The organism is Hydrogenophaga pseudoflava (genome assembly GCF_031020795.1).
GTDB classification, from domain to species: domain Bacteria; phylum Pseudomonadota; class Gammaproteobacteria; order Burkholderiales; family Burkholderiaceae_C; genus Hydrogenophaga; species Hydrogenophaga pseudoflava_A.
The window spans coordinates 163,871-185,092 of the sequence record NZ_JAVHJP010000003.1 but is presented as its reverse complement, the minus strand read 5'-3'; the positions used below and the strand labels follow the sequence as shown (position 1 = coordinate 185,092).

General features: G+C 69.7%; 19 protein-coding genes. 12 read left to right on the top strand and 7 right to left on the bottom strand.

The genetic code is table 11. The features are described 5' to 3' along the window. Positions 1 to 15 precede the first annotated feature (15 nt). Genes RCO38_RS10420 through fghA form a run of 4 tightly spaced genes read left to right on the top strand, consistent with a single transcriptional unit; the run spans position 16 to position 4,173 of the window. The gene (locus RCO38_RS10420) at positions 16 to 1,215 is read left to right on the top strand and encodes a urate hydroxylase PuuD (RefSeq protein ID WP_308328245.1); all 1,200 of its coding nucleotides are present in this window, start codon (positions 16 to 18) and stop codon (positions 1,213 to 1,215) included. Positions 1,216 to 1,263: 48 nt separating this feature from the next. Further along, positions 1,264 to 2,370, top strand: coding sequence for an S-(hydroxymethyl)glutathione dehydrogenase/class III alcohol dehydrogenase (locus RCO38_RS10415; RefSeq protein WP_308328244.1), 1,107 nt, complete (start codon positions 1,264 to 1,266; stop codon positions 2,368 to 2,370). Positions 2,371 to 2,377: 7 nt separating this feature from the next. Continuing rightward, a complete protein-coding gene (locus RCO38_RS10410) occupies positions 2,378 to 3,286 on the top strand; it encodes an alpha/beta fold hydrolase (protein ID WP_308328243.1) in 909 nt (302 codons plus the stop codon). Between the two features lie 23 nt (positions 3,287 to 3,309). Then, positions 3,310 to 4,173, top strand: a complete 864-nt coding sequence (gene fghA / locus RCO38_RS10405) for an S-formylglutathione hydrolase (RefSeq protein WP_308328242.1) — start codon at positions 3,310 to 3,312, stop codon at positions 4,171 to 4,173. 15 nt (positions 4,174 to 4,188) lie between these two features. Here the strand turns inward: fghA and RCO38_RS10400 are convergent, their stop codons facing one another. The 7 genes from RCO38_RS10400 to RCO38_RS10370 form a co-directional block, all read right to left on the bottom strand. Further along, a complete protein-coding gene (locus tag RCO38_RS10400) occupies positions 4,189 to 4,971 on the bottom strand; it encodes an anti-sigma factor family protein (RefSeq protein WP_308328241.1) in 783 nt (260 codons plus the stop codon). Next, positions 4,968 to 5,501, bottom strand: a complete 534-nt coding sequence (locus RCO38_RS10395; protein WP_308328240.1) for an RNA polymerase sigma factor — start codon at positions 5,499 to 5,501, stop codon at positions 4,968 to 4,970. The genes RCO38_RS10400 and RCO38_RS10395 overlap by 4 nt, the downstream gene beginning before the upstream one ends. A gap of 9 nt (positions 5,502 to 5,510) precedes the next feature. Continuing rightward, positions 5,511 to 5,903, bottom strand: a complete 393-nt coding sequence (locus tag RCO38_RS10390; protein WP_308328239.1) for a COG4315 family predicted lipoprotein — start codon at positions 5,901 to 5,903, stop codon at positions 5,511 to 5,513. Positions 5,904 to 5,997: 94 nt separating this feature from the next. After that, on the bottom strand, positions 5,998 to 7,686 hold the full coding sequence (locus RCO38_RS10385) for an AMP-binding protein (protein ID WP_308328238.1): 1,689 nt from the start codon (positions 7,684 to 7,686) through the stop codon (positions 5,998 to 6,000). Between the two features lie 116 nt (positions 7,687 to 7,802). Continuing rightward, positions 7,803 to 8,753, bottom strand: coding sequence for a homoserine kinase (locus RCO38_RS10380; protein ID WP_308328237.1), 951 nt, complete (start codon positions 8,751 to 8,753; stop codon positions 7,803 to 7,805). Continuing rightward, a complete protein-coding gene (locus tag RCO38_RS10375; protein ID WP_308328236.1) occupies positions 8,750 to 10,033 on the bottom strand; it encodes an aspartate aminotransferase family protein in 1,284 nt (427 codons plus the stop codon). The genes RCO38_RS10380 and RCO38_RS10375 overlap by 4 nt, the downstream gene beginning before the upstream one ends. A 31-nt stretch (positions 10,034 to 10,064) precedes the next feature. Next, a complete protein-coding gene (locus RCO38_RS10370) occupies positions 10,065 to 11,585 on the bottom strand; it encodes an APC family permease (RefSeq protein WP_308328235.1) in 1,521 nt (506 codons plus the stop codon). Positions 11,586 to 11,744: 159 nt separating this feature from the next. Between RCO38_RS10370 and RCO38_RS10365 the strand changes: the two genes are divergently transcribed. The 8 genes from RCO38_RS10365 (at position 11,745) to RCO38_RS10330 (ending at position 21,222) form a co-directional block, all read left to right on the top strand. Then, positions 11,745 to 12,740, top strand: a complete 996-nt coding sequence (locus tag RCO38_RS10365) for a helix-turn-helix domain-containing protein (protein ID WP_308328234.1) — start codon at positions 11,745 to 11,747, stop codon at positions 12,738 to 12,740. Between the two features lie 119 nt (positions 12,741 to 12,859). Further along, entirely contained in the window at positions 12,860 to 14,320 is a 1,461-nt protein-coding gene (locus RCO38_RS10360; RefSeq protein ID WP_308328233.1) for an NAD-dependent succinate-semialdehyde dehydrogenase, read from the top strand. Between the two features lie 14 nt (positions 14,321 to 14,334). Next, a complete protein-coding gene (locus tag RCO38_RS10355) occupies positions 14,335 to 15,699 on the top strand; it encodes an aminotransferase class III-fold pyridoxal phosphate-dependent enzyme (protein WP_308328232.1) in 1,365 nt (454 codons plus the stop codon). Continuing rightward, entirely contained in the window at positions 15,696 to 16,982 is a 1,287-nt protein-coding gene (locus RCO38_RS10350; protein WP_308328231.1) for a Tm-1-like ATP-binding domain-containing protein, read from the top strand. Before RCO38_RS10355 ends, RCO38_RS10350 begins: the two co-directional genes overlap by 4 nt. Next, a complete protein-coding gene (locus tag RCO38_RS10345; protein WP_308328229.1) occupies positions 16,979 to 17,632 on the top strand; it encodes an HAD-IA family hydrolase in 654 nt (217 codons plus the stop codon). Before RCO38_RS10350 ends, RCO38_RS10345 begins: the two co-directional genes overlap by 4 nt. Before the next feature lie 29 nt (positions 17,633 to 17,661). Further along, entirely contained in the window at positions 17,662 to 18,357 is a 696-nt protein-coding gene (locus tag RCO38_RS10340) for an alpha/beta hydrolase (RefSeq protein ID WP_308328228.1), read from the top strand. 107 nt (positions 18,358 to 18,464) lie between these two features. Continuing rightward, positions 18,465 to 20,420, top strand: a complete 1,956-nt coding sequence (locus RCO38_RS10335) for a methyl-accepting chemotaxis protein (RefSeq protein WP_308328227.1) — start codon at positions 18,465 to 18,467, stop codon at positions 20,418 to 20,420. Positions 20,421 to 20,514: 94 nt separating this feature from the next. Continuing rightward, on the top strand, positions 20,515 to 21,222 hold the full coding sequence (locus RCO38_RS10330; RefSeq protein ID WP_308328226.1) for an alpha/beta hydrolase: 708 nt from the start codon (positions 20,515 to 20,517) through the stop codon (positions 21,220 to 21,222).

Below are 21,222 nucleotides of genomic sequence, written 5' to 3'. Positions count from 1 at the left end.
TTGTGTTGAGGTGCCATGGAAACCTATCTGCTCGACTGGGCCAACCTGCTGCTGCGCTGGCTGCACGTGATCGTCGCCATCGCCTGGATCGGCTCTTCCTTTTATTTCGTCTTCCTCGACAGCAGCCTCACGCCGCCCGAGGACGAGCGGCTGAAGAAGGACGGTGTCGGCGGTGAACTCTGGGCGCTGCACGGCGGCGGCTTCTACCACCCGGTCAAGTTCAAGGCCGCGCCGCCGAAACTGCCCGACCACCTGCACTGGTTCTACTGGGAGAGCTACTCCACCTGGCTCTCGGGCTTTGCGCTGTTCCTGGTGTCCTACCTCTGGAGCCCCAGCGTCTACCTGATCGACCCGCGGGTCATGGAATGGTCGCCCGCCGGGGCCATTGCCGCCGCGCTGGCCTTCCTGGTGGTGTTCTGGTTCGCCTACGACGCCATTTGCCGCACCCTGGGCCAGACGAAAAACGGCGACGCCAAGGTGGGCGCGCTGGTGCTGCTGCTGGTGTGCGTGGCGGCCTACGCGGCCACCCACATGTTCGCCGGCCGTGCCGCCTTCCTGCTGATGGGCGCCATGCTGGCCACGGCCATGAGCGCCAACGTGTTCTTCTGGATCATTCCCGGCCAGCGCACCATGGTGGCCGACATGAAGGCCGGCCGCCCGGTGGATCCGATCCACGGCATCCGCGGCAAGCAGCGCAGCGTGCACAACACCTACTTCACGCTGCCGGTGCTGTTCGCCATGCTGAGCAACCACTACAGCTTCACCTACGCGCACCCGCAGAACTGGCTCATCCTCATCGGCATCATGTTCGCGGGCGCGGCCATCCGCCAGTTCTTCGTCATGCGCCATGGGTACAAGCTGGGCCGCAACCCGCACCCCTGGAAGTACGCGGCCGTGGGCGTGGTGGTGCTGCTGGGTCTCATCGTCTGGCTGCGGCCCGCGACCGTGGCGCCCGCGGCGGCGGCGCCCGCCACCGTGGGGTATGCGCAGCTGCAGCCCGTGGTGGCGCAGCGCTGTGTGATGTGCCATGGCGAGGCCTTGCAGAGCAAGGGCGTGCGCCTGGACTCGGCGGACGGGCTGAAGAAGAACGCCCAGATGGTCTACCAGCAGGTGGTGGTGCAGAAGCTCATGCCGATGAACAACGCCACCGGCCTCACCGAGGACGAACGGGCATTGTTCGCCCAGTGGTTCAAGGCCGGAGCGCCTGTGAACTGAAGCAGCCTGCGCTACCCTCAGGGTTTTCCAACCAACGGGAGAACCTCAATGAAAACACGCGCCGCGGTGGCCTGGAAGGCCGGTGAACCCCTCACCATCGAAACCGTCGACCTGCAGGGGCCCAAGTTCGGCGAGGTGCTGGTCGAGATCAAGGCGACCGGCATCTGCCACACCGACTACTACACGCTCTCCGGTGCCGACCCCGAGGGCCTGTTCCCCGCCATCCTGGGACATGAGGGCGCGGGCATCGTGGTCGACGTGGGCCCCGGCGTGACCACGCTCAAGAAGGGCGACCACGTCATCCCGCTCTACACGCCCGAATGCCGCCAGTGCAAGTTCTGCCTGAGCCGCAAGACCAACCTGTGCCAGCTCATCCGCGGCACGCAGGGCAAGGGCCTGATGCCCGACGCCACCAGCCGCTTCTCCATCGACGGCCAGCCCATCCTGCATTACATGGGCACCAGCACCTTCAGCAACCACACCGTGGTGCCCGAGATCGCGCTGGCCAAGATCCGCGAGGACGCACCATTCGACAAGGTCTGCTACATCGGCTGCGGCGTCACCACCGGCATCGGCGCGGTGATCTTCACCGCCAAGGTGGAGGCGGGCGCCAACGTGGTGGTGTTCGGCCTGGGCGGCATCGGCCTGAACGTGATCCAGGGCGCCAAGATGGTCGGCGCGGACAAGATCATCGGCGTCGACCTCAACCCCGAGCGCGAGGCCATGGCCCGGAAGTTCGGCATGACGCACTTCCTCAACCCCAAGGACCACGAGAACATCGTCGATGCCATCGTGCAGCTGACCGATGGCGGTGCCGACTACAGCTTCGAGTGCATCGGCAACACGAAGGTCATGCGCCAGGCGCTGGAGTGCACGCACAAGGGCTGGGGCCGCAGCATCATCATCGGCGTGGCCGAGGCCGGTGCCGAAATCAGCACGCGCCCGTTCCAGCTGGTCACCGGCCGCAAGTGGGAAGGCTCGGCCTTCGGCGGCGCGCGCGGCCGCACCGACGTGCCCAAGATCGTGGACTGGTACATGGACGGCAAGATCGACATCGACAGCCTGATCACCCACAAGCTCAAGCTCGAAGACATCAACGAAGGCTTCGCGCTGATGAAGCGCGGCGAGTCCATCCGGTCGGTGGTCGAGTTCTGAAGCCGCCATGGCGCTGCCGCTGCTGAACGCCGACACCCGCGTGCGCGCGGGTGTGCTCGACGTGGCCTGCCACCTGGCCGGCCCGGTCGACGGCCCGCCGGTGCTGCTGATGCACGGTTTCCCGTACGACATCCATTCGTATGTCGACGTGGCGCCGATGCTGGCCGCGGCCGGTTGCCGCGTGGTCGTGCCCTACCTGCGCGGGTACGGGGGCACGCGTTTCCTCGATGCGGCCACGCCGCGCTCGGGCGAGCAGGCGGTGCTGGGCGCCGACCTGCTGGCGCTGCTCGATGCGCTCTCCATCGAGCGCGCCGTGCTCGCGGGCTACGACTGGGGCGGCCGTGCGGCCTGCGTCGTGGCCGCGCTGTGGCCAGAGCGATGCGCCGGCCTGGTCACGGTCAACAGCTACAACCTGCAGCACATCGCCCGCGCCATGGTGCCGGACACGCCCGAGAACGAGCAGCGCCTGTGGTACCAGTACCTGTTCCACAGCGAGCGCGGCCGTGCGGCGCTGATACAGAACCGGCGAGCACTGTGCCGCCGGCTCTGGCAACTCTGGTCGCCCACCTGGGCGTTTGACGACGCCACGTTTGAACGCAGCGCCGCCGCCTTCGACCACCCGGACTTCGTGGACGTGGTCATCCACTCCTACCGCCACCGCTTCGGCCTGGTGCCGGGCGACCCGGCCGTGGCGGATGTCGAACGCCGCATCGCCGCCCAGCCGCCCATCACCGTGCCCACCATCAGCTTCGACGGCGTGGCCGACGGCGTGCGCCCCTGGGAGCCCGCCGCCGCCCAGGCCCACCGTTTCACCGGCCCACGCCAGCACCGCGTGCTGCCCGGCATCGGCCACAACCTGCCGCAGGAGGCGCCGCGCGCCTTTGCCGATGCGGTGCTCGAACTGGTCCGCCGCTGACCCTTTTCACCCCATATCTCACCATGGCCCTCGAACGACTCGAACTGCTCAGCGAACACGGCTGCTTCGGCGGCGTGCAGCGCTTCTACAAACACTTCTCGGTCAACCAGATCGGCCTGCCGATGCGCTTCGCGCTGTTCCTGCCGCCGCAGGCGGTGGCCGGGGACAAGGTGCCGCTGCTCACGTATCTGGCCGGCCTGACCTGCACCGAAGAGACGGCCACCATGAAGGCCGGCGCCCAGCGCCTGGCCGCCCAGCTGGGCCTGGCCCTGCTGTTCCCCGACACCAGCCCGCGCAACAGCGGCATCGACGGCGAAGACCACCACTGGGACTTCGGTGTCGGCGCGGGCTTCTACCTCGACGCCACCGAACACCCCTGGGCCGGCCACTGGCAGATGGAGAGCTACCTGCTGCAAGACCTGATTCCCGGCGTGGTGGCCGAGTTCGGACTCGACGGCGACCGTCTGGGCATCACCGGCCACTCCATGGGCGGGCACGGCGCGCTCACCCTGGCGCTGCGCCACCCCGGCGTGTTCCGCAGCCTCTCGGCCTTTGCGCCGATCTGCGCGCCGACGAAGTGCCCATGGGGCCGCAAGGCCTTCCTGGGCTATCTCGGGCAGGACGAAGCCACCTGGGCGGCGCACGACGCCAGCCTGCTCATGGCCGCACAGACCACGGCACCGTTCCTTGGCGGCATCCTGGTCGACCAGGGCCTGGCCGACAAATTCCTGGCCGAGCAGCTCCACCCCGAGGCCTTCGAGGCGGCCTGCGCACAGGTGGGGCAGCCGCTCACGCTGCGGCGCCATGCCGGCTACGACCACGGCTATTACTTCATCAGCAGCTTCATCGACGACCACCTGCGCCACCACGCGCAGGCGCTGGCCTGAGCGCCGGGCCCCGGCTCAGCGCGGCAGCTGGCGGTAGACCGCATCGGCCAGCACCGCCAGCCGCTCGCGCGGCAGCTGGCCGCTGAGCGCGTAGCCCATGGTCCGGTCGACCCAGTAGAAGGTCTCGGTCTCGCCCGTGCGGGTGAACTGGAACGCGGTGTCGCGCCCCGCCTGTTCACCCAGGGCGGACACATGCAGGGTGACCCGCTCGCCGGTGGCCGACTCGTACATGAACAGGGCGCGGGCCTCGCTGTTCCGACCAGGCAGCAGCCGCCCGCCGATCAGTGAAAAACCCTGGTCCCGCAACACCGGTGCCGTCAGCGGCGTGCCCAGTCGCTTGGACAGCCACTGGATCAGGTGCGCCTGCTGGTCCACGCCGACCTCCACCGGATGGCGTTTCTCGGGCGTGTAGACGGCGTGGGCCACGCGCGCTTCCTGCACAAAGCCCGGAGGCGTGGCAGCCAGACGGGCGGCTGGATCGCCGGCACTGCGTCCCCACCACCCACCGGCAAAACCGAGAGCCAGCAGCACGCTGGCCGCCAGAGCCTGCGGCCAGACGGCGCGGCGCGCTGGGCGGGTGGCCCGCGCCAGCGCGAGCGGCACCGGCTCGTCGAGCACGCTGCGCTGCAGGCCTTGCAGCGCGGTCCGCTGGGCCTGCCAGTCCTGCACCCGGCGCGCTTCGTCGGGGTGCTGCTGCAGCCAGGCCGACACCGCCTCGCGGCGGTCGTGCGGCAACTGCCCGTCGACCCAGGCGTGCAGCTCGGCCTCGGTCACAGGAGAGGTGGCATCGGTGTTCATGGCGCGCGGGTTCCGGAGACGACTTTCAGGCGGGGGGCGGTGGTCGCGGTGGGCTCTCCGCTGGTGAGCTGGCGCAGCCGCTCGCGCCCGCGCGACAGGCGGGACATCACGGTGCCGACCGGCACGCCCATGAGCTGCGCGGTTTCGGCATAGGACATTTCTTCCACACAGACCAGCAGCACGGTTTCGCGCAGCAGCGGATGGAGCTGCGCCAGCGCCAGTTCCAGGTCCATGCGCTCGGGCGTGTGCGCGAAGGGGTCGTGGCGTGGTTCGTTGAGTTCGTCGAGTTCGACCGCCTCGCGCTCGTGCACCTGGTCGCGGACCTGGTTGAGGTGCAGGTTGTGCATCATCGACAGCAGCCAGGCGCGCAGGCCGGTGCCGTCGGCGCGGGGCTTCCAGAGCGACCACTTGTGGCAGGCGCGCTCCAGCGTGTCCTGCACCAGATCGTCGGCGCGTGTCGGGTCCCCCGTCAGCAGGCGCGCGTAGCGCCGCAGACGGGGGATGTGGGGCAGCGTGTCCTGCGGTCCCAAGGTCGGTGCTCAGGGCGCCGCGACGCGCCAGACGCCGTTGAAGCCGTCGCCGGTCTTGTCACCCGGCTTGCTGTCCTTGGCCCAGTAGTACAGCGGCTTGCCCTTGTAGGCCAGCTGCTTGCCGCCGTCGTCCCGCGTCACGACGCTGTAGTCGCCCGACGGGCTGGCGCTGCCGGCCATCAGCGGCGGCCAGTTGGTGGCGCAGGGACCGTTGCAGACGCTCTTGCCGCTGCCGGCGGTGTCGCGGTCGAAGGTGTAGAGCGTCATGCCGTTCGGGCCGGCGAGCAGGCCGTCGCGGGCCATGACGCCGCCGGGTGCGGCCGGGGTGCCGGCACAGCCGATCAGGCTGGCGGCGCCGAGCACCAGCAGGGCGGCGGTGCGGAGGGAAGCGAATCGGGACATGGTGAACTCCTGGAAAGGGAATGAAAAAAAACCGGTTGGCAGACGGTAAACACCGCGCCGGACCGGTTTATTCCCCGCCCGCCCCGATTTTTTCTCAGCTCTGCCAGAGCACGGGCTTGCCCGATTCCTCCCAGGCCTCGTAGTGTTTCGCGTAGAGGTCTTCGATGCGGTTGCGCTTGACTTTGAAGGTGGGTGTGATCACGTCGTTGTCCACGGTCCAGGCGGTGGTGGTCACCACCAGGCACTGCAGCCGTTCGTGCGGGTCCAGGGTGGCGTTGATGGCCTTGAGGTGGGCTGCCAGCGAAGCCTCCAGCGCGCCGCGGCCTTCGGCGCTGGCCGACTGGGCCACCGCGTCGGCGTTGAGCATGGCGATGCCCAGCGGCTGGCCGAGGTTGGCGCCGGTGACCACGCAGGCCTCGATGGCCTCATGCATCACCAGTTTGTCCTCGATCGGCGCCGGCGCGACGTACTTGCCCTTGCCCGTTTTGAACAGGTCCTTCACCCGGCCGGTGATGCGCAGCATGCCCTGCGCGTCGAGTTGCCCCTTGTCCCCGGTCTTGAGCCAGCCGTCGGCGGTGAACACCTCGGCGGACTTCTCGGGCTCCTTGTAGTAGCCCATCATCAGCGCCTGGCTCTTCATCTGGACCTCGCCGGTCTCGGGGTCGATGCGCTGCTGCACGTCGGGGTAGGTCGGGCCGACGGTGCCGCGCTGGTTCTTGCCGGCCTCGGTGATGTGCGAGAGCGCGAGGTTCTCGGTCATGCCGTAGCCTTCGTTGATGGCGATGCCCAGCTGGCCGTACCACTCCAGCAGCGCCAGCGGCATGGGCGCCGCACCACCCGCGGCGAAGCGGCACTGGTCCAGGCCCAGGGCCTTGCGGATCTTCTTGCGCACCAGGCCGCCGATGAGCGGGATGCCCAGCAGCCGGTTCAGCTTGGCCGGCGGCATCTTGTGGTGGATGCCCTGCTGGAACTTGACCCACAGGCGCGGCACCGAGAAGAACACCGTGGGGCGGGCGCGCTGCAGGTCGGCGGTGAAGGTGTCCAGCGACTCGGCGAAGTAGACGTGCATGGCCGTGCGCAGCCAGCCGTGTTCGACCAGCATACGCTCGACCACGTGGGCCAGCGGCAGGTAGGACAGCATGCGGTCGTCCTGGGTCAGCGGGATGCGCTGGAGGCCGCGGTCCAGCGCCCAGGCGAAGTTGCCGAAGCTGTGCATCACGCCCTTGGGCAGGCCGGTGGTGCCCGAGGTGTAGATGAGGGTGGCCAGCTCGTCCTCGCCGCGAACGGGCGATTCCTTCATGGGCGCGGTGCGCGCCACGATGGCGTCCCAGCCCTCGTAGGCCTGCTTGGCGTCGTCGGGCGAGAGCGGGTAGCTCATGCAGGGCAGGCCGGCCGGCACGCCGGGCTTCATGTGGTCCCAGCCGTCGAGCTTGCCGACGAACAGGGCCTTGGACTCGCTGTGGTTCAGGATCTGGGCGATGGTCTCGGGCGCCAGCGTCGGGTACAGCGGCACCGAGACATAGCCGGCCATCCAGATCGCCAGGTCGCTCATCATCCACCAGGCGCAGTTCTTGGACAGGATGGCCACCTTGCTGCCGGGCGCCCAGCCCTGCGCCTTCAGGTGCGCGGCCATGCGCCGGCTGTGGTCGGCCACCTGGGCCCAGGTGAAATCCTGCACCGCGCCGGCGCCCATGGGCTGGGTGAGGGCCACCCGCGACGGGGTGGTCTTCTCCCAGTGGTACAGGCGTTGCAGGGCGAGGTGTTCGGCGGCAATCTTGGTCATGCGGGTCTCCAGGTGAATGCCGGAATCTACCGGGCCGGGCCAGGGGCCGGGCAGCGGGCTTTCCCGCGTGTTTTCTAGAGCTTGCGCTCCAGTTTTGGAGTGGGCCCTGACCTGGATCAAGGGGCGGGCGGCCCCGACAGCCAGCGCTCGCAGACCTCGCGGGCCGTGGCCATGTAGCGCTGGCTGCGCGCCTGCGCGCCGTCTTCGGCCAGGCGGGGCACGACCCAGCCGACGTAGGTCAGGGCGCGCAGGGCCAGGAAGAGGTCGAGCGTGGCCGTGTCCAGCGGGCGCACGGCCTGGTAGCCGCGCAGCAGGGCGCGCTGGATCACCGGATAGCCGGGCGCGCCGGTGAACTTGAGCAGGGTGGTGGCCAGATCGAAGACGCGGTAGCCCCAGCCGCCATCGTCGAAATCCAGCAGGCCGATGCGCTCGCCGTGCAGCAGCACGTTCTCGCGCACCAGGTCGGCGTGGATGAGGCCGAAGTCGAGACGGTCCTGCAGGCGCTGCAGCTCGTGCCGCGCCGCGGACCGGACCTGCACGAACAGGCGCCGGTCGTCGGCGGACAGGGCCGGGTGTTCCCAGAAGCGGCCCCAGACCGGCGCTTCGCCCAGCAGGCCTTCGGCGTCCCAGCGCACCCGCGTGAAGTCCGCCGGCGGGATCCACGCGTCCGAGGCGGCGTGCAGCCGGGCCATCTGCTGGCCCAGCGCGTGGAACAGGGGGGCGGGGTCGGGCGCCGGGTCTTCCTGCAGCGCCGCGCCCAGGGTCTGGCCGGGCAGCCAGGTGAGCAGGTCCACCTGGTGGCCGTCCACTTCTTCGAGCAGCCGGCCTGCCAGCGAGGGCACGGGCCGGGGGACCAGCAGGCCGGCCTGGGCCAGCGCCGCCATCCACTGCAGTTCGGAAGCGAGTTCGGCCCGGCTGCGGTAGCCGGGCCGCTTGATGCGCAGGGCATAGTGGCCGGCTGATGCGACGGTGACCCGGTGGACCTGGTTCTCCCGGCCTGCCACGAACCGCAGGCGTGCGTGGGCGAGGCCCCAGGCGGCGGCCGCCCGCTGGGCAAGGTCCGTCATGGCTGTGTCGCCAGCTCGGCCAGCACCTCGTCCAGCGTCTGCATGAGCAGGCCCAGGTGCTCTTCGGAGAAGGTCATCGGCGGGCGGATCTTGAGGGTGTTCTTGTGCCGGCCCAGCCTGGACAGCAGCACACCGCGCTCGCGCATGGCCTCCACCACCTGTTCGGCCACCTCGGTCGCCGGCGCCAGCGTGGCATGGTCCTTCACGAACTCCACGCCAAACACCATGCCGCTCTGGCGCACATCGCCGATCACAGGGTGCTTCGACGCCAGCCCGCGCAGCGCTTGCGCGGCCAGGGCGCCGATCTTCGCGGCGTTCGCCTGCAGCTGGCGCTGCCCGATTTCTTCCAGCACCGCCATTGCGGCGGCGCAGGCCACGGGGTTGCCGCCGAAGGTGTTGAAGTAGCGGTAGGAGTTGCGGAAGCGCGCCATCACCTCCGGCCGGGTCACCAGGCCCGCCACCGGGTAGCCATTGCCCATGGGTTTGCCCATGGTCACCATGTCGGGCGTCACGCCCTGCTTCTGGTGCGCCCAGAAATGGCTGCCGCTGCGCGCAAAACCCGACTGCACCTCGTCGCAGATCAGCAAGCCGCCGGCCTGGCGGACCACCTGCTCGGCGGGGCGCAACCAGCCCGGGGCCTGGGTGGGGAAACCCTCGTTGAGGAACAGCGGGCACACGATCAGCGCCGCAAAGCCGACGCCCGAGCGCTCCAGCGCGTCGATCTGCTCCTGCACCTTGGCCGCAAAGCGCAGCCCCTGGGGGTCGGGAATGCGCAGGCTGTCGGGCGCTTCGACATGGCGCACGTACTGGCCCAGCCCGTAGCCGTATGTCGGCGCATTGCTGGTCGACAGTTGGCTCACCAGGCTGGTGTTGCCGTGGTAGGTGGCGTCGGTGGCGATGATCCCGCGCTTGCCGGTCATGGCCTCGGCCATGCGCAGCGCGATGTCGTTGGCCTCGGAGCCGGTGCAGGTGAGCAGGGCGTTGCAGAGTCCGCCGCCAAAGGTGGCGGTCAGCTGCTCCGCATAGTCCGGCAGGTTCTCGTGCAGGTAGCGGCTGTGCACGTTGAGCTGGCGGCTCTGCGCGCAGATCGCTTCGACCACCCGCGGGTTGCAGTGGCCGACGTGGGGCACGTTGTTGTAGCAGTCCAGGTAGCGGCGGCCGTCCGCGTCCCAGAGCCACACATCCTCACCCCGGACGATGTGGACCGGCCGGCGGTAGAAGGTGGAGACGTTGGGGCCGAGCAGCGCCCGCCGCTTCTCCACCAGTTCGTTGTCGTTCATGTCAGAGGTCCGTGCAGGCGTGGTCGCGGCGTCAGGAGATCACGTCCTGGATCAGTTCCTTGTTCTCCTTGTGGCGGGCGATGGCGAAGAAGTAGCCCACCACCAGCACGCCGAAGGGCAGCAGCGCCATGAACCAGCCCAGGCCGTTCATGGCCCAGGAGGTCGTGGTCGGGTCCAGGCCCTCGGCCACGGCACCGGTCAGCAGGCCGAAGCGCGCCATCAGCAGGTACAGGCCCACCGACAGGCCGGCGATCGCCAGCGCCGGCGCGATCAGCGACTGGAAGAGGTTCGAGTCGCCGGGCACGCGGCGGAACCAGGCGATCACCGCGACGCACACCAGGATCTCGATCAGCAGGATGGCCACTACCGCCAGACCGGAGAACCAGAAGAACATGTTGAGGATGGGGTCCAGGCCGGCCCGCGCAAAGGTCGCGATCACGGCCAGCGTGATCACCGACACGGTGACGGAACCCGCCGACGGGGCGCCGCGGCCGTTGACCCTGGCCAGGGCGGCCGGCAGGGTGCCGCCGCGACCCAGTGCAAACAGGTAGCGCGCGGCCGAGTTCTGGAACGCCAGCATGGCGGCGAACAGGCTGGAGAGCACCAGGCTCTTCATCATGGCCGCCAGCCAGTCGCCCACGTACTGGCTCGCCAGCGTGAACAGCACGTTGGCCGGATTGACGAGGGGTGCGCCATCGACGGACGAGAGTTCGACCACGCGGTCCATCACCTTGCCCGAACCCAGGCCGGTCACCACGGCGAAGGTGGTGCTGGCGAACAGCACGGTGATGAACAGCACGGCCACGTAGGTGGCCAGCGGCACCGTGCGCTTGGGGTCGATCGACTCTTCGCCGTAGATGGCGGTGGCCTCGAAGCCGACGAAGGAGGCGAATGCGAACGCCAGCGCGATGCCCGCCGACCCCGCCAGACCGCCGGCCAGGATGTTGGACGGGCTGAAGGAGGCGGCGAAGTTCCAGCCTTCGGGGCCGCCCTGCATCAGGATGGCCACCGTGGTGATCACCAGCACCAGCAGCTCCAGCCCTAGCAGCAGGCCCAGCACATGCGCACCCACGTCGACGCTGCGCAGCGACAGCCAGGTCACCGCGACCCAGGCGATGAGCGACCAGCCCCACCAGGGCAAGCCGCCCACCTGCTCGGCCATCAGCCCGCCGAAGAAGCCGAAGATGGACAGGTGGATGGCGAGGTAGGCCAGCAGCGAGACGAAAGCCGACCCCACGCCCAGGTGCAGGCCCATGCCGCGACCGATGTAGGCGAAGAACGCACCGGAGTTGGTGACCTGGTGGCTCATGGCGGCGTAGCCCACGCTGAACAGCAGCAGGGTGAGGCCGGCCAGCAGGTAGGCGCCGGGCGCCGCGGCGCCGTTGCCCAGCAGGATGGCGGCGGGCAGCGCGCCGGTCATGCCCACCAGCGGCGAGGCGGCGGCGACCACGAAAAAGACGATGCCGATCACCCCCAGGCGGCCGGATCGCAGGGACTGTTCGGCGCCCGGGGCGGGCCCGGACGATGAAAGTGAAGTGGAAGCGGTGTTCATGGCTGTTCCTCGTCGTTGTGTCGGTGTATCCGTGCCTCCGGCCTTGGGGGCCAGGGTGGACGGGATGCTAGGGACGGGCCGCCGAACGGGTTATCAAAACTGCGCACGATGTGGTCCGGGTTTGTCCCAATCACCCCCGCTGCTGCTACGCTGCGCGCCATGAGCGACCCCGCCGCCGAGGCCCCCGAAGACGCACCCGCGCCCGCCTGGGCCCAGTCCCTGCTGACCTTCGACATGGATGCCCACGCCATGGCGCAGGGCGACTGGTCGCTGCATTACGAGCAGCTCTCCAGCGGGCGCTTTCGTGGCGAACTGTCCCTGGTGCAGCTGGTCGGCGTGCGCCTGACCGAAGAGAAGACCAGCCTGGCGCTGCGCCAGCGCGGCCGGCTGGGCGAGCAGGTCTACGGGTTCGCGATGTCGGTGGCGCCCACCGGGGACGTGTACTTCGACGGCCGCAAGGTCCACCCCGACGCCATCCTCTGCGGCAGCGGACGCGAGATCGACTTCGTCACGCCGGCGCAGCACCACCTGATCGCGCTGACGGTGGAGCGCAGCCTGCTCAATCCGCTGTGGGAGCACATGTACCAGAAGCCGCTGGCCAGCTGGCTGGAGCGGCAGATGGAGCTGCTGCCCACGCCCGAGAGCAGCGCCGCCTTGCGCGGCAAGCACCTGCAGGCGCTGAAGGAGGCGCTGGCGCTGGCGCAGCATTTCAATGAGCCCTCGGCGCTGAACCAGCTGCGCGACGACATCCTGATCGAGTGGATCGAGGCGCTGCCGCCGAGCGTGGACACCTCCGACCTGGACTCGCTGGCGCGGCGCAAGCGCATGGTGGACAAGGCCTGCGAACTGATGATGGCCAACCCCGACGAGCCGCCCTCGATCCTGGATGTATGCAGCCGCGTGGGGGCGAGCCGGCGCAAGCTGAACTACTGCTTCCAGGATGTGCTGGGCACGTCGCCCACGCAGTACCTGCGGGCCTTGCGACTCAACGGGGTGCGGCGCGGGCTGCGCGAAGCGGCAGCGGGCTCGACGGTGCAGGACGTGGCGGCGCGCTGGGGCTTCTGGCACCTGGGGCAGTTTTCGCTCGACTACAAGAAGCACTTTTTCGAGCTGCCGTCGGAGACGCTGGCGCGGGCCCGGAAGTCGAAGGGCTGATTTCCTTGGGTGCACCTCGCCTGCCGCAGCAGAGTGGCGTGTGTTCAGGGTAAACCCGTAACCCCACTTTGCGCATTTCCGATCACGTGGTGAAGGGGTAGGCCGGCACAGTGCCCGGCATGAGTTCTTCCTACCCAACCCTCTCCCTGCACGTGGCCGGCCAGTGGCTGTCCCAGGCCTCGGGCGGCGAACGCGCCGTTGTCAATCCCGCCGATGCAAGCGTGCTCGCCACGCTGCCGCTCGCCGGCCCGGCCGAGCTGGCCGCCGCCGCCGAGTCGGCCCGCCGCGGCTTCGAACAATGGCGCCGCGTGCGCCCGCACGAGCGCTACGTCGTCCTGCGCCGCGCGGCCGAACTGCTGCGCCAGCGCGCGGGTGAGATCGCCACCGTGCTCACGCTCGAACAGGGCAAGACCCTCACCGAGGCGAAGCGCGAGGTGCTGCTCTCGGCCGACATCATCGATTTCCAGGCCGAGGAGGGCAAACGCCTTTACGGCCGCGCCGTCGCGCCGCGTGTCGACGGCATCCTCTCGCACACCGTGCAGCGCGTGCCGGTGGGCCCGGTGGCCGCGTTCACGCCCTGGAACTTCCCGGTCAACCTGCCGAGCCGCAAGCTGGGCAGCGCGCTGGCGGCGGGTTGCAGCGTGGTGCTCAAGCCGGCCGAAGAAACGCCGGGCAGCGCGATGCTGCTGGTGCGGTGTTTCCTGGATGCGGGTGTGCCCGCCGACGCGATCAACCTGGTGTGGGGCGACCCGGCGCAGGTCTCGTCCTTCCTGATCGAGCGGCCCGAAATCGCCAAGGTCTCGGTCACCGGCTCGGTGGCCGTGGGCAAGCTGCTGGGCGAGCAGGCCGCGCGCCACGTCAAGCGCTTCACCGGCGAGCTGGGCGGCCACGCGCCGGTGATCGTGGCCGAGGACATGGCGGAAGGCGCTGGCCTGGACTTCGTGCTCAAGCAGTCGGTGGCCGCCAAGTACCGCAACGCCGGCCAGGTCTGCGCCTCGCCGATCCGCTTCTACGTGCCGCGCGCGCAGCTCGGTGTATTCGGCGAGCGTTTTGCCGCCGCCGCGCAGCAGCTGCAGCTCGGGTCGGGCCTGGAGGCTGCCACGCAGATGGGCCCGCTGACCCACGCGCGCCGCATCGAGGACATGGAACGCTTCGTGGACGACGCCGTGGGCCAGGGCGCGCGCCTGCTCACCGGCGGCCAGCGGGTGGCGCGGCCCGGCTTCTTCTTCGAACCGACGGTGTTCGCCGACGCACCCGCCAGCAGCCGCGTGATGCAGCAGGAGCCCTTCGGTCCCATCGCCGTGGTCCAGCCCTACGACACGCTGGACGCCGCCATCGAGCAGGCCAACGCGCTGCCCTATGCGCTCGGCGCCTACGCCTTCACGCGCGACCTGCACACCGCCCACCGCCTGGGTGAAGGCATCGAGGCGGGCATGGTCGGCATCAACCACTTCGGTGTCTCGCAGCCCGAGCTGCCCTTCGGCGGCCACAAGGAAAGCGGCCTCGGCCAGGAGCAGGGCGCCGAAGGCATCACCCATTACACCGAGGTCAAGACCGTGACCATCGGCCAACCGTTCTGAACCCGGGAGCAACCATGAGCACCACCGAACAACTCAAACAGGACAACGCCGAATACCAGTGGCACCCCATGGCCCATCCGGCGGCCATGAAGAAGGCCAAGCCCGACATCGTCGCGCGCGGCGAAGGCTGCTGGATCTGGGACGTGGACGGCCACAGGATGCTCGACGGCGTGGGCGGCCTCTGGGCCAGCAACCTCGGCCACAGCGCCACCGCGGTGCGCGACGCCATCGTGGCGCAGCTCGACGAGCTGCCCTTCTACAACACCTTCCGCGGCACCTCGCACCCGCGCGCCATCGAACTCTCGGCCCGCCTGGTGAAGATGATGGAGCCCGACGGCGTGGCCAGCGTCATGTTCTCCAGCGGCGGCTCGGACGCGGTGGAGACCGCGCTCAAGCTGGCGCGCCAGTACCACAAGCTGCGCGGCGAGAAGGACCGCTTCAAGTTCATCAGCCTGCGCCAGGGCTACCACGGCGTGCACTTCGGCGGCATGAGCGTCAACGGCAACACCAACTTCCGCCGCGCCTACGAGCCGCTGCTGCCGGGCTGCTTCCACATCGACACGCCCTGGCTCTACCGCAACCCCTACACCAGCGACCCGCTGGAGCTGGGCGAGATCTGCGCCGAGCTGCTGGAGCGCGAGATCGTGTTCCAGGGCCCGGACACCGTGGCGGCCTTCATTGCAGAGCCGGTGCAAGGTGCGGGCGGCGTGATCGTGCCGCCGGCCAACTACTGGCCGCTGGTGCGCCGGATCTGCGACAAATACGGCGTGCTGCTGATCGCCGACGAGGTGGTCACCGGCTTCGGCCGCACCGGGCATCTGTTCGGCACCCGCCTGTGGGGCGTGAACGCCGACCTGTGGTGCCTGGCCAAGGGCATCAGCTCGGGTTATGTGCCGCTGGGCGCGACGGCGATCTCGGCCAAGGTCGCCCAGGTGTTCAACGACGACAAGAGCGGCCAGGCGGCCGTGGGCCACGGCTACACCTACAGCGCCCACCCGGTGGCCGCCGCCGCCGCGCTGGCCACGCTGGACCAGATCGCGGCGCTGGACGTGCCGGGCCACGCCGGTCGCGTGGGCGCGGTGATGCAGGAGCGCCTGCGCAAGCTCGAACAGAGCTGCAGCTTCGTCGGCAACGTGCGCGGCGTCGGTCTGATGCTGGGCATCGAGATGGTGGACGACAAGGCCCTGCGCACCCCCATGCCGCGCAGCAGCGACATCCCGGCCCGCGTGGCCAAGGAGGCCTACCGGCGCGGCCTGATGGTGCGCATCTCCGGTCCCAACCTCATCCTCTCGCCGCCGCTGGTGATTTCGCTGGACGAAGTGAACCACCTCTGCGACGTGCTGGAAGCGTCGTTCGCCGCCGTGGAGGCCAGCCTGTGAGCCCCACCCACGCCGGCCGCCCGCCGGTCATCCTGCTGATCGGCACGGTCGACACCAAGAGCGACGAGATCGCCTACCTGCGCGAATCGGTCGAACACCTGGGCGGCACCGCGCTGGTGATGGACGTGGGCGTGCTGGGCCAGGGCGGCTTCACTCCCGACGTTCTCAACACCGAGGTGGCGGCCGCTGCGGGCGTGACGCTGCAGCAGGTGATGGAGACCGGCGACGAGAACACCTCGATGAAGCTGATGGCCACCGGCGCCGCGCTGATCGCGACCCGGTGGTACGTCGAAGGCCGTTTCGACGGCATGCTGGCCCTGGGCGGCACGATGGGCACCGACCTGGCGCTGGACGTGGCGAACGCGCTGCCCATGGGCTGCCCGAAGGTGGTGCTGTCCACCATCGCGTACTCGCCGCTGATCCCACCCGACCGCATCCCGCCGGACCTGATCATGCGGCTCTGGGCCGGCGGCCTGTATGGGTTGAACCGCCTGTGCAAGGCGGCGCTGGGCCAGGCGGCCGGTGCGGTGTTGGGTGCCTGCCAGGCGCGCGCGGCCGAGCCCGATCCGCGCCCCGTGATCGGCATGACCTCGCTGGGCAGCAGCGCGCTGTCCTACATGAAGAAGCTCAAGCCGGCGCTGGAGGCGCGTGGCTACGAACTGGCGGTGTTCCACACCACCGGCATGGGCGGGCGGGCGTTCGAAGACCTGGCGCGGCGCGGCTACTTCGCCGCGGTGATGGACTTCAGCCTGCAGGAACTGGTGAACGATCTGGCGGGCAGCTGCGTGAGCGCGGGCAGCGAGCGCCTGCTGGGCGCGGGCCGCGCGGGCGTGCCGCAGATCGTGGCGCCCGGCGCGACCGACATGGTCGACTTCCCGGCCTGGACGCGCTGCCCGGAGCAGTTCATCGGCCGCTCGGTGCACGAGCACAACCGCCTGATCGCCTCGGTCTGCATCGACCCCGAGATGCGCCGCCATGTGGCGCGCGCCCTCGCCGACCGGCTGGAGCAGGCCACCGGGCCCACCTGCCTGCTGCTGCCCACGGGCGGCGTCGAGCAGTGGGACCGGCCGGGCGAGCCGCTGCACGACCCCGAGGGCCTGAAGGCCTTCACCGACGAGATGGTCCATGTGGTGTCGCCCGACACGGTGTTCCAGCCGGTGGATGCACACATCAACGACGAAGCGTTCGCCCAGGCCGCGCTGCGCGTGTTCGATGGCTGGGTGGCCGCTGGCCTGGTGCCTGCCGGTGTGGTCGATGCAGTCGAAGAAAGGAAAGCCGCATGACAGCCAAGGCCCTGGTGCTCGACTTCGGCGGCGTCGTCAGCCGCATGCTGTTCGAGACGCACGATCTGTCGGAACAGGCCCTGGGCCTGAAGCCCGGCACCCTGACGTGGAGGGGCCCGTTCGACCCGGCCACCGACCCGCTCTGGCAGGCCATGCAGGCCGACCAGCTCAGCGAGCGCGACTACTGGATGACCCGCACGCGCGAGGTCGGCCGGCTGCTGGGCGAAGACTGGGACCGCATGGAAACCTTCGTGCAGCGCGCGCGCGGCGCCGACGTCGAGGCGGTGATCCGGCCCGAGGCGGTGTCCATCATTCACGCGGCGAAAGCGGCCGGCAAAAAACTCGCCATCCTCTCCAACGAGCTGGACCTGTTCTACGGCGCCGACTTCCGCCGCCGCCTGCCGCTGCTGCAGCTGTTCGACGTGGTCGTGGACGCGACCTACACCGGCATCCTCAAGCCCGACCCGCGCGCCTACGCGGCCGTGACCGCAGCGCTGGGCCTGCCGGCCGGGGAATGTGTGTTCGTGGACGACCAGAAGCGCAACGCCGACGGCGGGGTGAAGGCCGGCATGCAGGTGGTGCACTTCGACGTGCTTCAGCCGGCGGCGTCGTTCGGGATGGCCCGGCGCCTGCTGGGGCTGGAGGCCTGAGCGGCGCCGGCCGGCGCTATGCTGGCCGCATGACCACCTCCATCGAACTCATCGAATTCACCACCGGCGGCGACCCGGACGCCCGGCCGGTGGCCAGCATCGTGGTGCTGCACGGCCTGGGCGCCGACGGCCGCGACTTCGTGCCCGTGGCCCAGGCCATGGACTTGTCGGCCGTCGGCCCGGTGCGCTTCGTCTTCCCCAGCGCGCCGGTGCGGCCGGTGACGATCAACGGCGGCTATCGGATGCGCGCCTGGTACGACATCTTTCCGCCCAGCAGCGACCCGTCGCTGCCGCGGCTCGAGGACGAGGCGGGCCTGCGCGAGAGCCAGGCCATCGTGCAGCAGCTGCTGGACCGCGAGGCGCAGCGTGGTGTGCCACCGGCTCGCACCGTGCTCATGGGCTTCTCGCAGGGCTGCGCCATGACCCTGCTGGCCGGCCTGCGTGCGCCGCAGCGGCTGGCGGGCCTGGTGGCGCTGTCGGGCTACCTGCCGCTGGCTTCGCGCACGGCGGCCGAGGCCAGCAAGGAAAGCCGCGGGGTGCCGGTGTTCATGGCGCATGGCGACGCCGACGACATCGTGGTGCCGGCGCGCGGAGCGGCGGCGCGCGACACCCTGGCGGCCCTGGGGTATCCGGTGGACTGGCGGTCCTACCCCATGGGGCACGAGGTGTGCATGGACGAGATCACCGACCTCAACGCCTGGCTGTTGCAGCGCCTCGCAACTTGATCTGGCGCAAACAGGGCGGTTCTTGCGCCGTTGATCGGCGCTTCAGTATTCCAGGGTGTGTCCGATAGTGGCAACAGCCCCTTTGTCACCTTCAGAAAACCACCGCCATGACCCCTGTCGCCCTGTCTTCCCGGTTCCGGCCAGGCGCCTGGTCCCTGACCACCAAGCTGAGCCTGTCCGCCGTTCTCCTGTGTGTGCTGTGCGTGGGCGCCACCAGCGCCGTCGTGGGCCTGCAGGCCAGCGACCGGGCGCGCCAGGCGGCCGGCGACCAGGCCCGTGTGGTGGCCGACCAGGCGGCGGCGCAGGTCGGTGGAGAACTCGGCCGCAGCTTTGCGGCAGTGCTCGGCATGGCCGCCAGCATGGAGGGCATGAAGGCCGCCGGCCACCCGCCCAGCCGCGAGCAGCTCGACGACATGGCGCGCCAGCTGCTGACCCAGCGCAGCGAGTTCATCGGCACCTACTCGATCTGGGAGCCGAACGCCCTCGACGGCCGGGACGCGGAGTTCGTGAAGAAGGGCCCCGCCGACGACGCGACCGGGCGCTACATCGCCTACTGGAACCGCGGCAGCGGACAGATCGCGGTGGAGCCGCTGCTGGACTATGAAAAGGACGGTGCGAACGACTGGTACGCGATTCCGCGCAAGACGCTCAAGCCCGCCCTGATCGAGCCCTATGTCTACCCGGTGGCCGGCAAGGACGTGCTCATGACCACCATGGTCACGCCGGTGCTGGTGGGCGGCAAGTTCGTCGCCGCCGCGGGGGCCGACATGCCGCTGTCGGACCTGTCCGAACGACTGAGCAAACTCGAACCCGTGCCCGGCGGCCGGGTCTCGCTGCTGTCCAACGGCGGGCTGTACCTCGCGGTGCAGGACAAGGCCCGGCTGGGCAAGCGTGCAGACGACCTGCCGGCCGATGTGCTGGCCCGCATCGCCAAGGGCGAACACCATGTGTGGGACGACGGCCGGGGCTGGGTCCACCTGTACACGCCGGTCACCGTGCTGCAGGGCACGGCCCCCTGGAGCGTGGTGGTGTCCTACCCGCTGGCGCTGGCCGCGGCCGCCGCACAACAGCAGCTCTATGGCGCCGTCGCCGCCGCAGCGGTGGCCTGCGCGCTGGCCGCCGTCTTCATGACGCTGCTGGTGCGCTCGCTCATGAAACCGCTGCGCGAACTCGGCGGCACCATGAACGGGCTGGCCTCGGGCAGCACCGACCTGCGCGTCGAGCTGCCGGTGCGGGGCACCGACGAACTCTCCGTGATCGCCCAGGGCTTCAACGGGTTTGCGCGCAAGCTGCGCAATGCGTTCAGCGAGGTGGGCGATGTCTCGGGCGGCGTGGCCAACGCGTCGCGCGAGATCGCCACGGGCAACGCCGACCTGTCCGTGCGCACCGAGCAGCAGGCCTCGCACCTGCAGCAGAGTGCCAGCGCCATGCGCGAACTCACCGACGCCGTGGCCCACAGCGCGGAGTCGTCCGACCATGCGGCCCAGCTGGCGCGCGATGCGGTCGCGCAGGCCCACAACGGCCGGAACGTGATGCGCGAGACGCGCGACGCCATGGACAAGATCAACGAGTCCAGCCGCCGCATCGCCGACATCACCGGCCTGATCGACTCGATCGCCTTCCAGACCAACATCCTGGCGCTCAACGCCGCCGTCGAGGCGGCCAGGGCCGGCGACCAGGGACGCGGCTTCGCCGTGGTGGCGGGCGAGGTGCGCACGCTGGCGCAGCGCAGCGCCACCGCGGCCAAGGACATCCGCCAGCTCACTGTCGACTCGGTCGACCGCGTGGCCTCCGGGGCGGCGCTGATCCGCCAGGCCGAGGCTTCGCTGAACCACCTGGGCGACGCCGTGCAGCAGGTCGACCAGCTGCTGTCCGAGGTCAGCCAGGTGACGCGCGAGCAGTCCGGGCGCATCCGCTCGGTGACCGACGCCATCGGCGAGCTCGACCAGAACACCCAGCAGAACGCCGCCATCGTGGAGCAGGCCGCCGCCGCAGCGGACTCGCTGCAGCAACAGTCGGCCCGGCTGGTGCAGACCGTGCGGCAGTTCGTGGGGGCGTCGTGACCGCCATTTGTTACGGATCAATTCAGCTGCAACTATCCTGCGTCGGTGCAGCCCTGGCCTGCAGCAACGCCAGGGCTGGCGCTATGCTGGCGACATGAGCGTCCGTCAGAAGATCCAGCTGCGAGAAACCGTCACCGGCGACGACCCGTCGGTGGCGCCCACGGCCACTCTGATCGTCCTGCACGGCCTCGGGTCGGATGGGCAGGACTTTGCGCCGCTGGTGAAGGAGCTGGACCTGTCCTCGGCCGGGCCGGTGCGCTTCGTGTTCCCCAACGCACCCTTGCGCACGGTGAGCATCGGCGACGGCGAGCCGGTGCGCGCCTGGTACGACCCGCGTCCGGTGGCGGCCGAGAGCGGTGCGGTATCCACCCAGGACGAAGAGGGATTGCGAGCGTCCTGCGAGGTGGTGCAGGCGCTGATCGACCGCGAGGCGGCGCGTGGCATGCCCCCCGGGCACGTGGTGCTGCTGGGCTTTTCCCAGGGCGCGGTGTTGACGCTGATGGCGGGTCTGCGCGCCCCGCAGCGGCTGGCTGGTCTGGTGGTGCTCTCGGGCTACCTGCCGCTGTCGATTGCCACCGAAGCCGAAGCCAGCGCCGCCAACCGCGACGTGCCGATCTTCATGGCGCACGGCCGGCAGGACCCGGTGGTGTCGCCCCAGCGCGCCGAGTCGTCGCGCGACAAGCTGCTGCGCATGGGGTACGACATCGCCTGGCACGACTATCCGATGGGACACGAGATCAGCCCCAAGGAGCTCCACGACCTCAACGGCTGGCTGTCGGCGCTGCTCGCGCCCTGGCATTGA

Excerpts from the sequence above, each read along its gene's own strand:
- fghA (WP_308328242.1), top strand. The coding sequence starts at position 3,310 with ATGGCCCTCGAACGACTCGAACTGCTCAGCGAACACGGCTGCTTCGGC.
- RCO38_RS10335 (WP_308328227.1), top strand. The coding sequence starts at position 18,465 with ATGACCCCTGTCGCCCTGTCTTCCCGGTTCCGGCCAGGCGCCTGGTCC.
- RCO38_RS10410 (WP_308328243.1), top strand. The coding sequence starts at position 2,378 with ATGGCGCTGCCGCTGCTGAACGCCGACACCCGCGTGCGCGCGGGTGTG.
- RCO38_RS10390 (WP_308328239.1), bottom strand. The coding sequence starts at position 5,903 with ATGTCCCGATTCGCTTCCCTCCGCACCGCCGCCCTGCTGGTGCTCGGC.
- RCO38_RS10415 (WP_308328244.1), top strand. The coding sequence starts at position 1,264 with ATGAAAACACGCGCCGCGGTGGCCTGGAAGGCCGGTGAACCCCTCACC.
- RCO38_RS10370 (WP_308328235.1), bottom strand. The coding sequence starts at position 11,585 with ATGAACACCGCTTCCACTTCACTTTCATCGTCCGGGCCCGCCCCGGGC.
- RCO38_RS10360 (WP_308328233.1), top strand. The coding sequence starts at position 12,860 with ATGAGTTCTTCCTACCCAACCCTCTCCCTGCACGTGGCCGGCCAGTGG.
- RCO38_RS10345 (WP_308328229.1), top strand. The coding sequence starts at position 16,979 with ATGACAGCCAAGGCCCTGGTGCTCGACTTCGGCGGCGTCGTCAGCCGC.
- RCO38_RS10400 (WP_308328241.1), bottom strand. The coding sequence starts at position 4,971 with ATGAACACCGATGCCACCTCTCCTGTGACCGAGGCCGAGCTGCACGCC.
- RCO38_RS10330 (WP_308328226.1), top strand. The coding sequence starts at position 20,515 with ATGAGCGTCCGTCAGAAGATCCAGCTGCGAGAAACCGTCACCGGCGAC.
- RCO38_RS10420 (WP_308328245.1), top strand. The coding sequence starts at position 16 with ATGGAAACCTATCTGCTCGACTGGGCCAACCTGCTGCTGCGCTGGCTG.
- RCO38_RS10340 (WP_308328228.1), top strand. The coding sequence starts at position 17,662 with ATGACCACCTCCATCGAACTCATCGAATTCACCACCGGCGGCGACCCG.
- RCO38_RS10385 (WP_308328238.1), bottom strand. The coding sequence starts at position 7,686 with ATGACCAAGATTGCCGCCGAACACCTCGCCCTGCAACGCCTGTACCAC.
- RCO38_RS10375 (WP_308328236.1), bottom strand. The coding sequence starts at position 10,033 with ATGAACGACAACGAACTGGTGGAGAAGCGGCGGGCGCTGCTCGGCCCC.
- RCO38_RS10355 (WP_308328232.1), top strand. The coding sequence starts at position 14,335 with ATGAGCACCACCGAACAACTCAAACAGGACAACGCCGAATACCAGTGG.
- RCO38_RS10365 (WP_308328234.1), top strand. The coding sequence starts at position 11,745 with ATGAGCGACCCCGCCGCCGAGGCCCCCGAAGACGCACCCGCGCCCGCC.
- RCO38_RS10380 (WP_308328237.1), bottom strand. The coding sequence starts at position 8,753 with ATGACGGACCTTGCCCAGCGGGCGGCCGCCGCCTGGGGCCTCGCCCAC.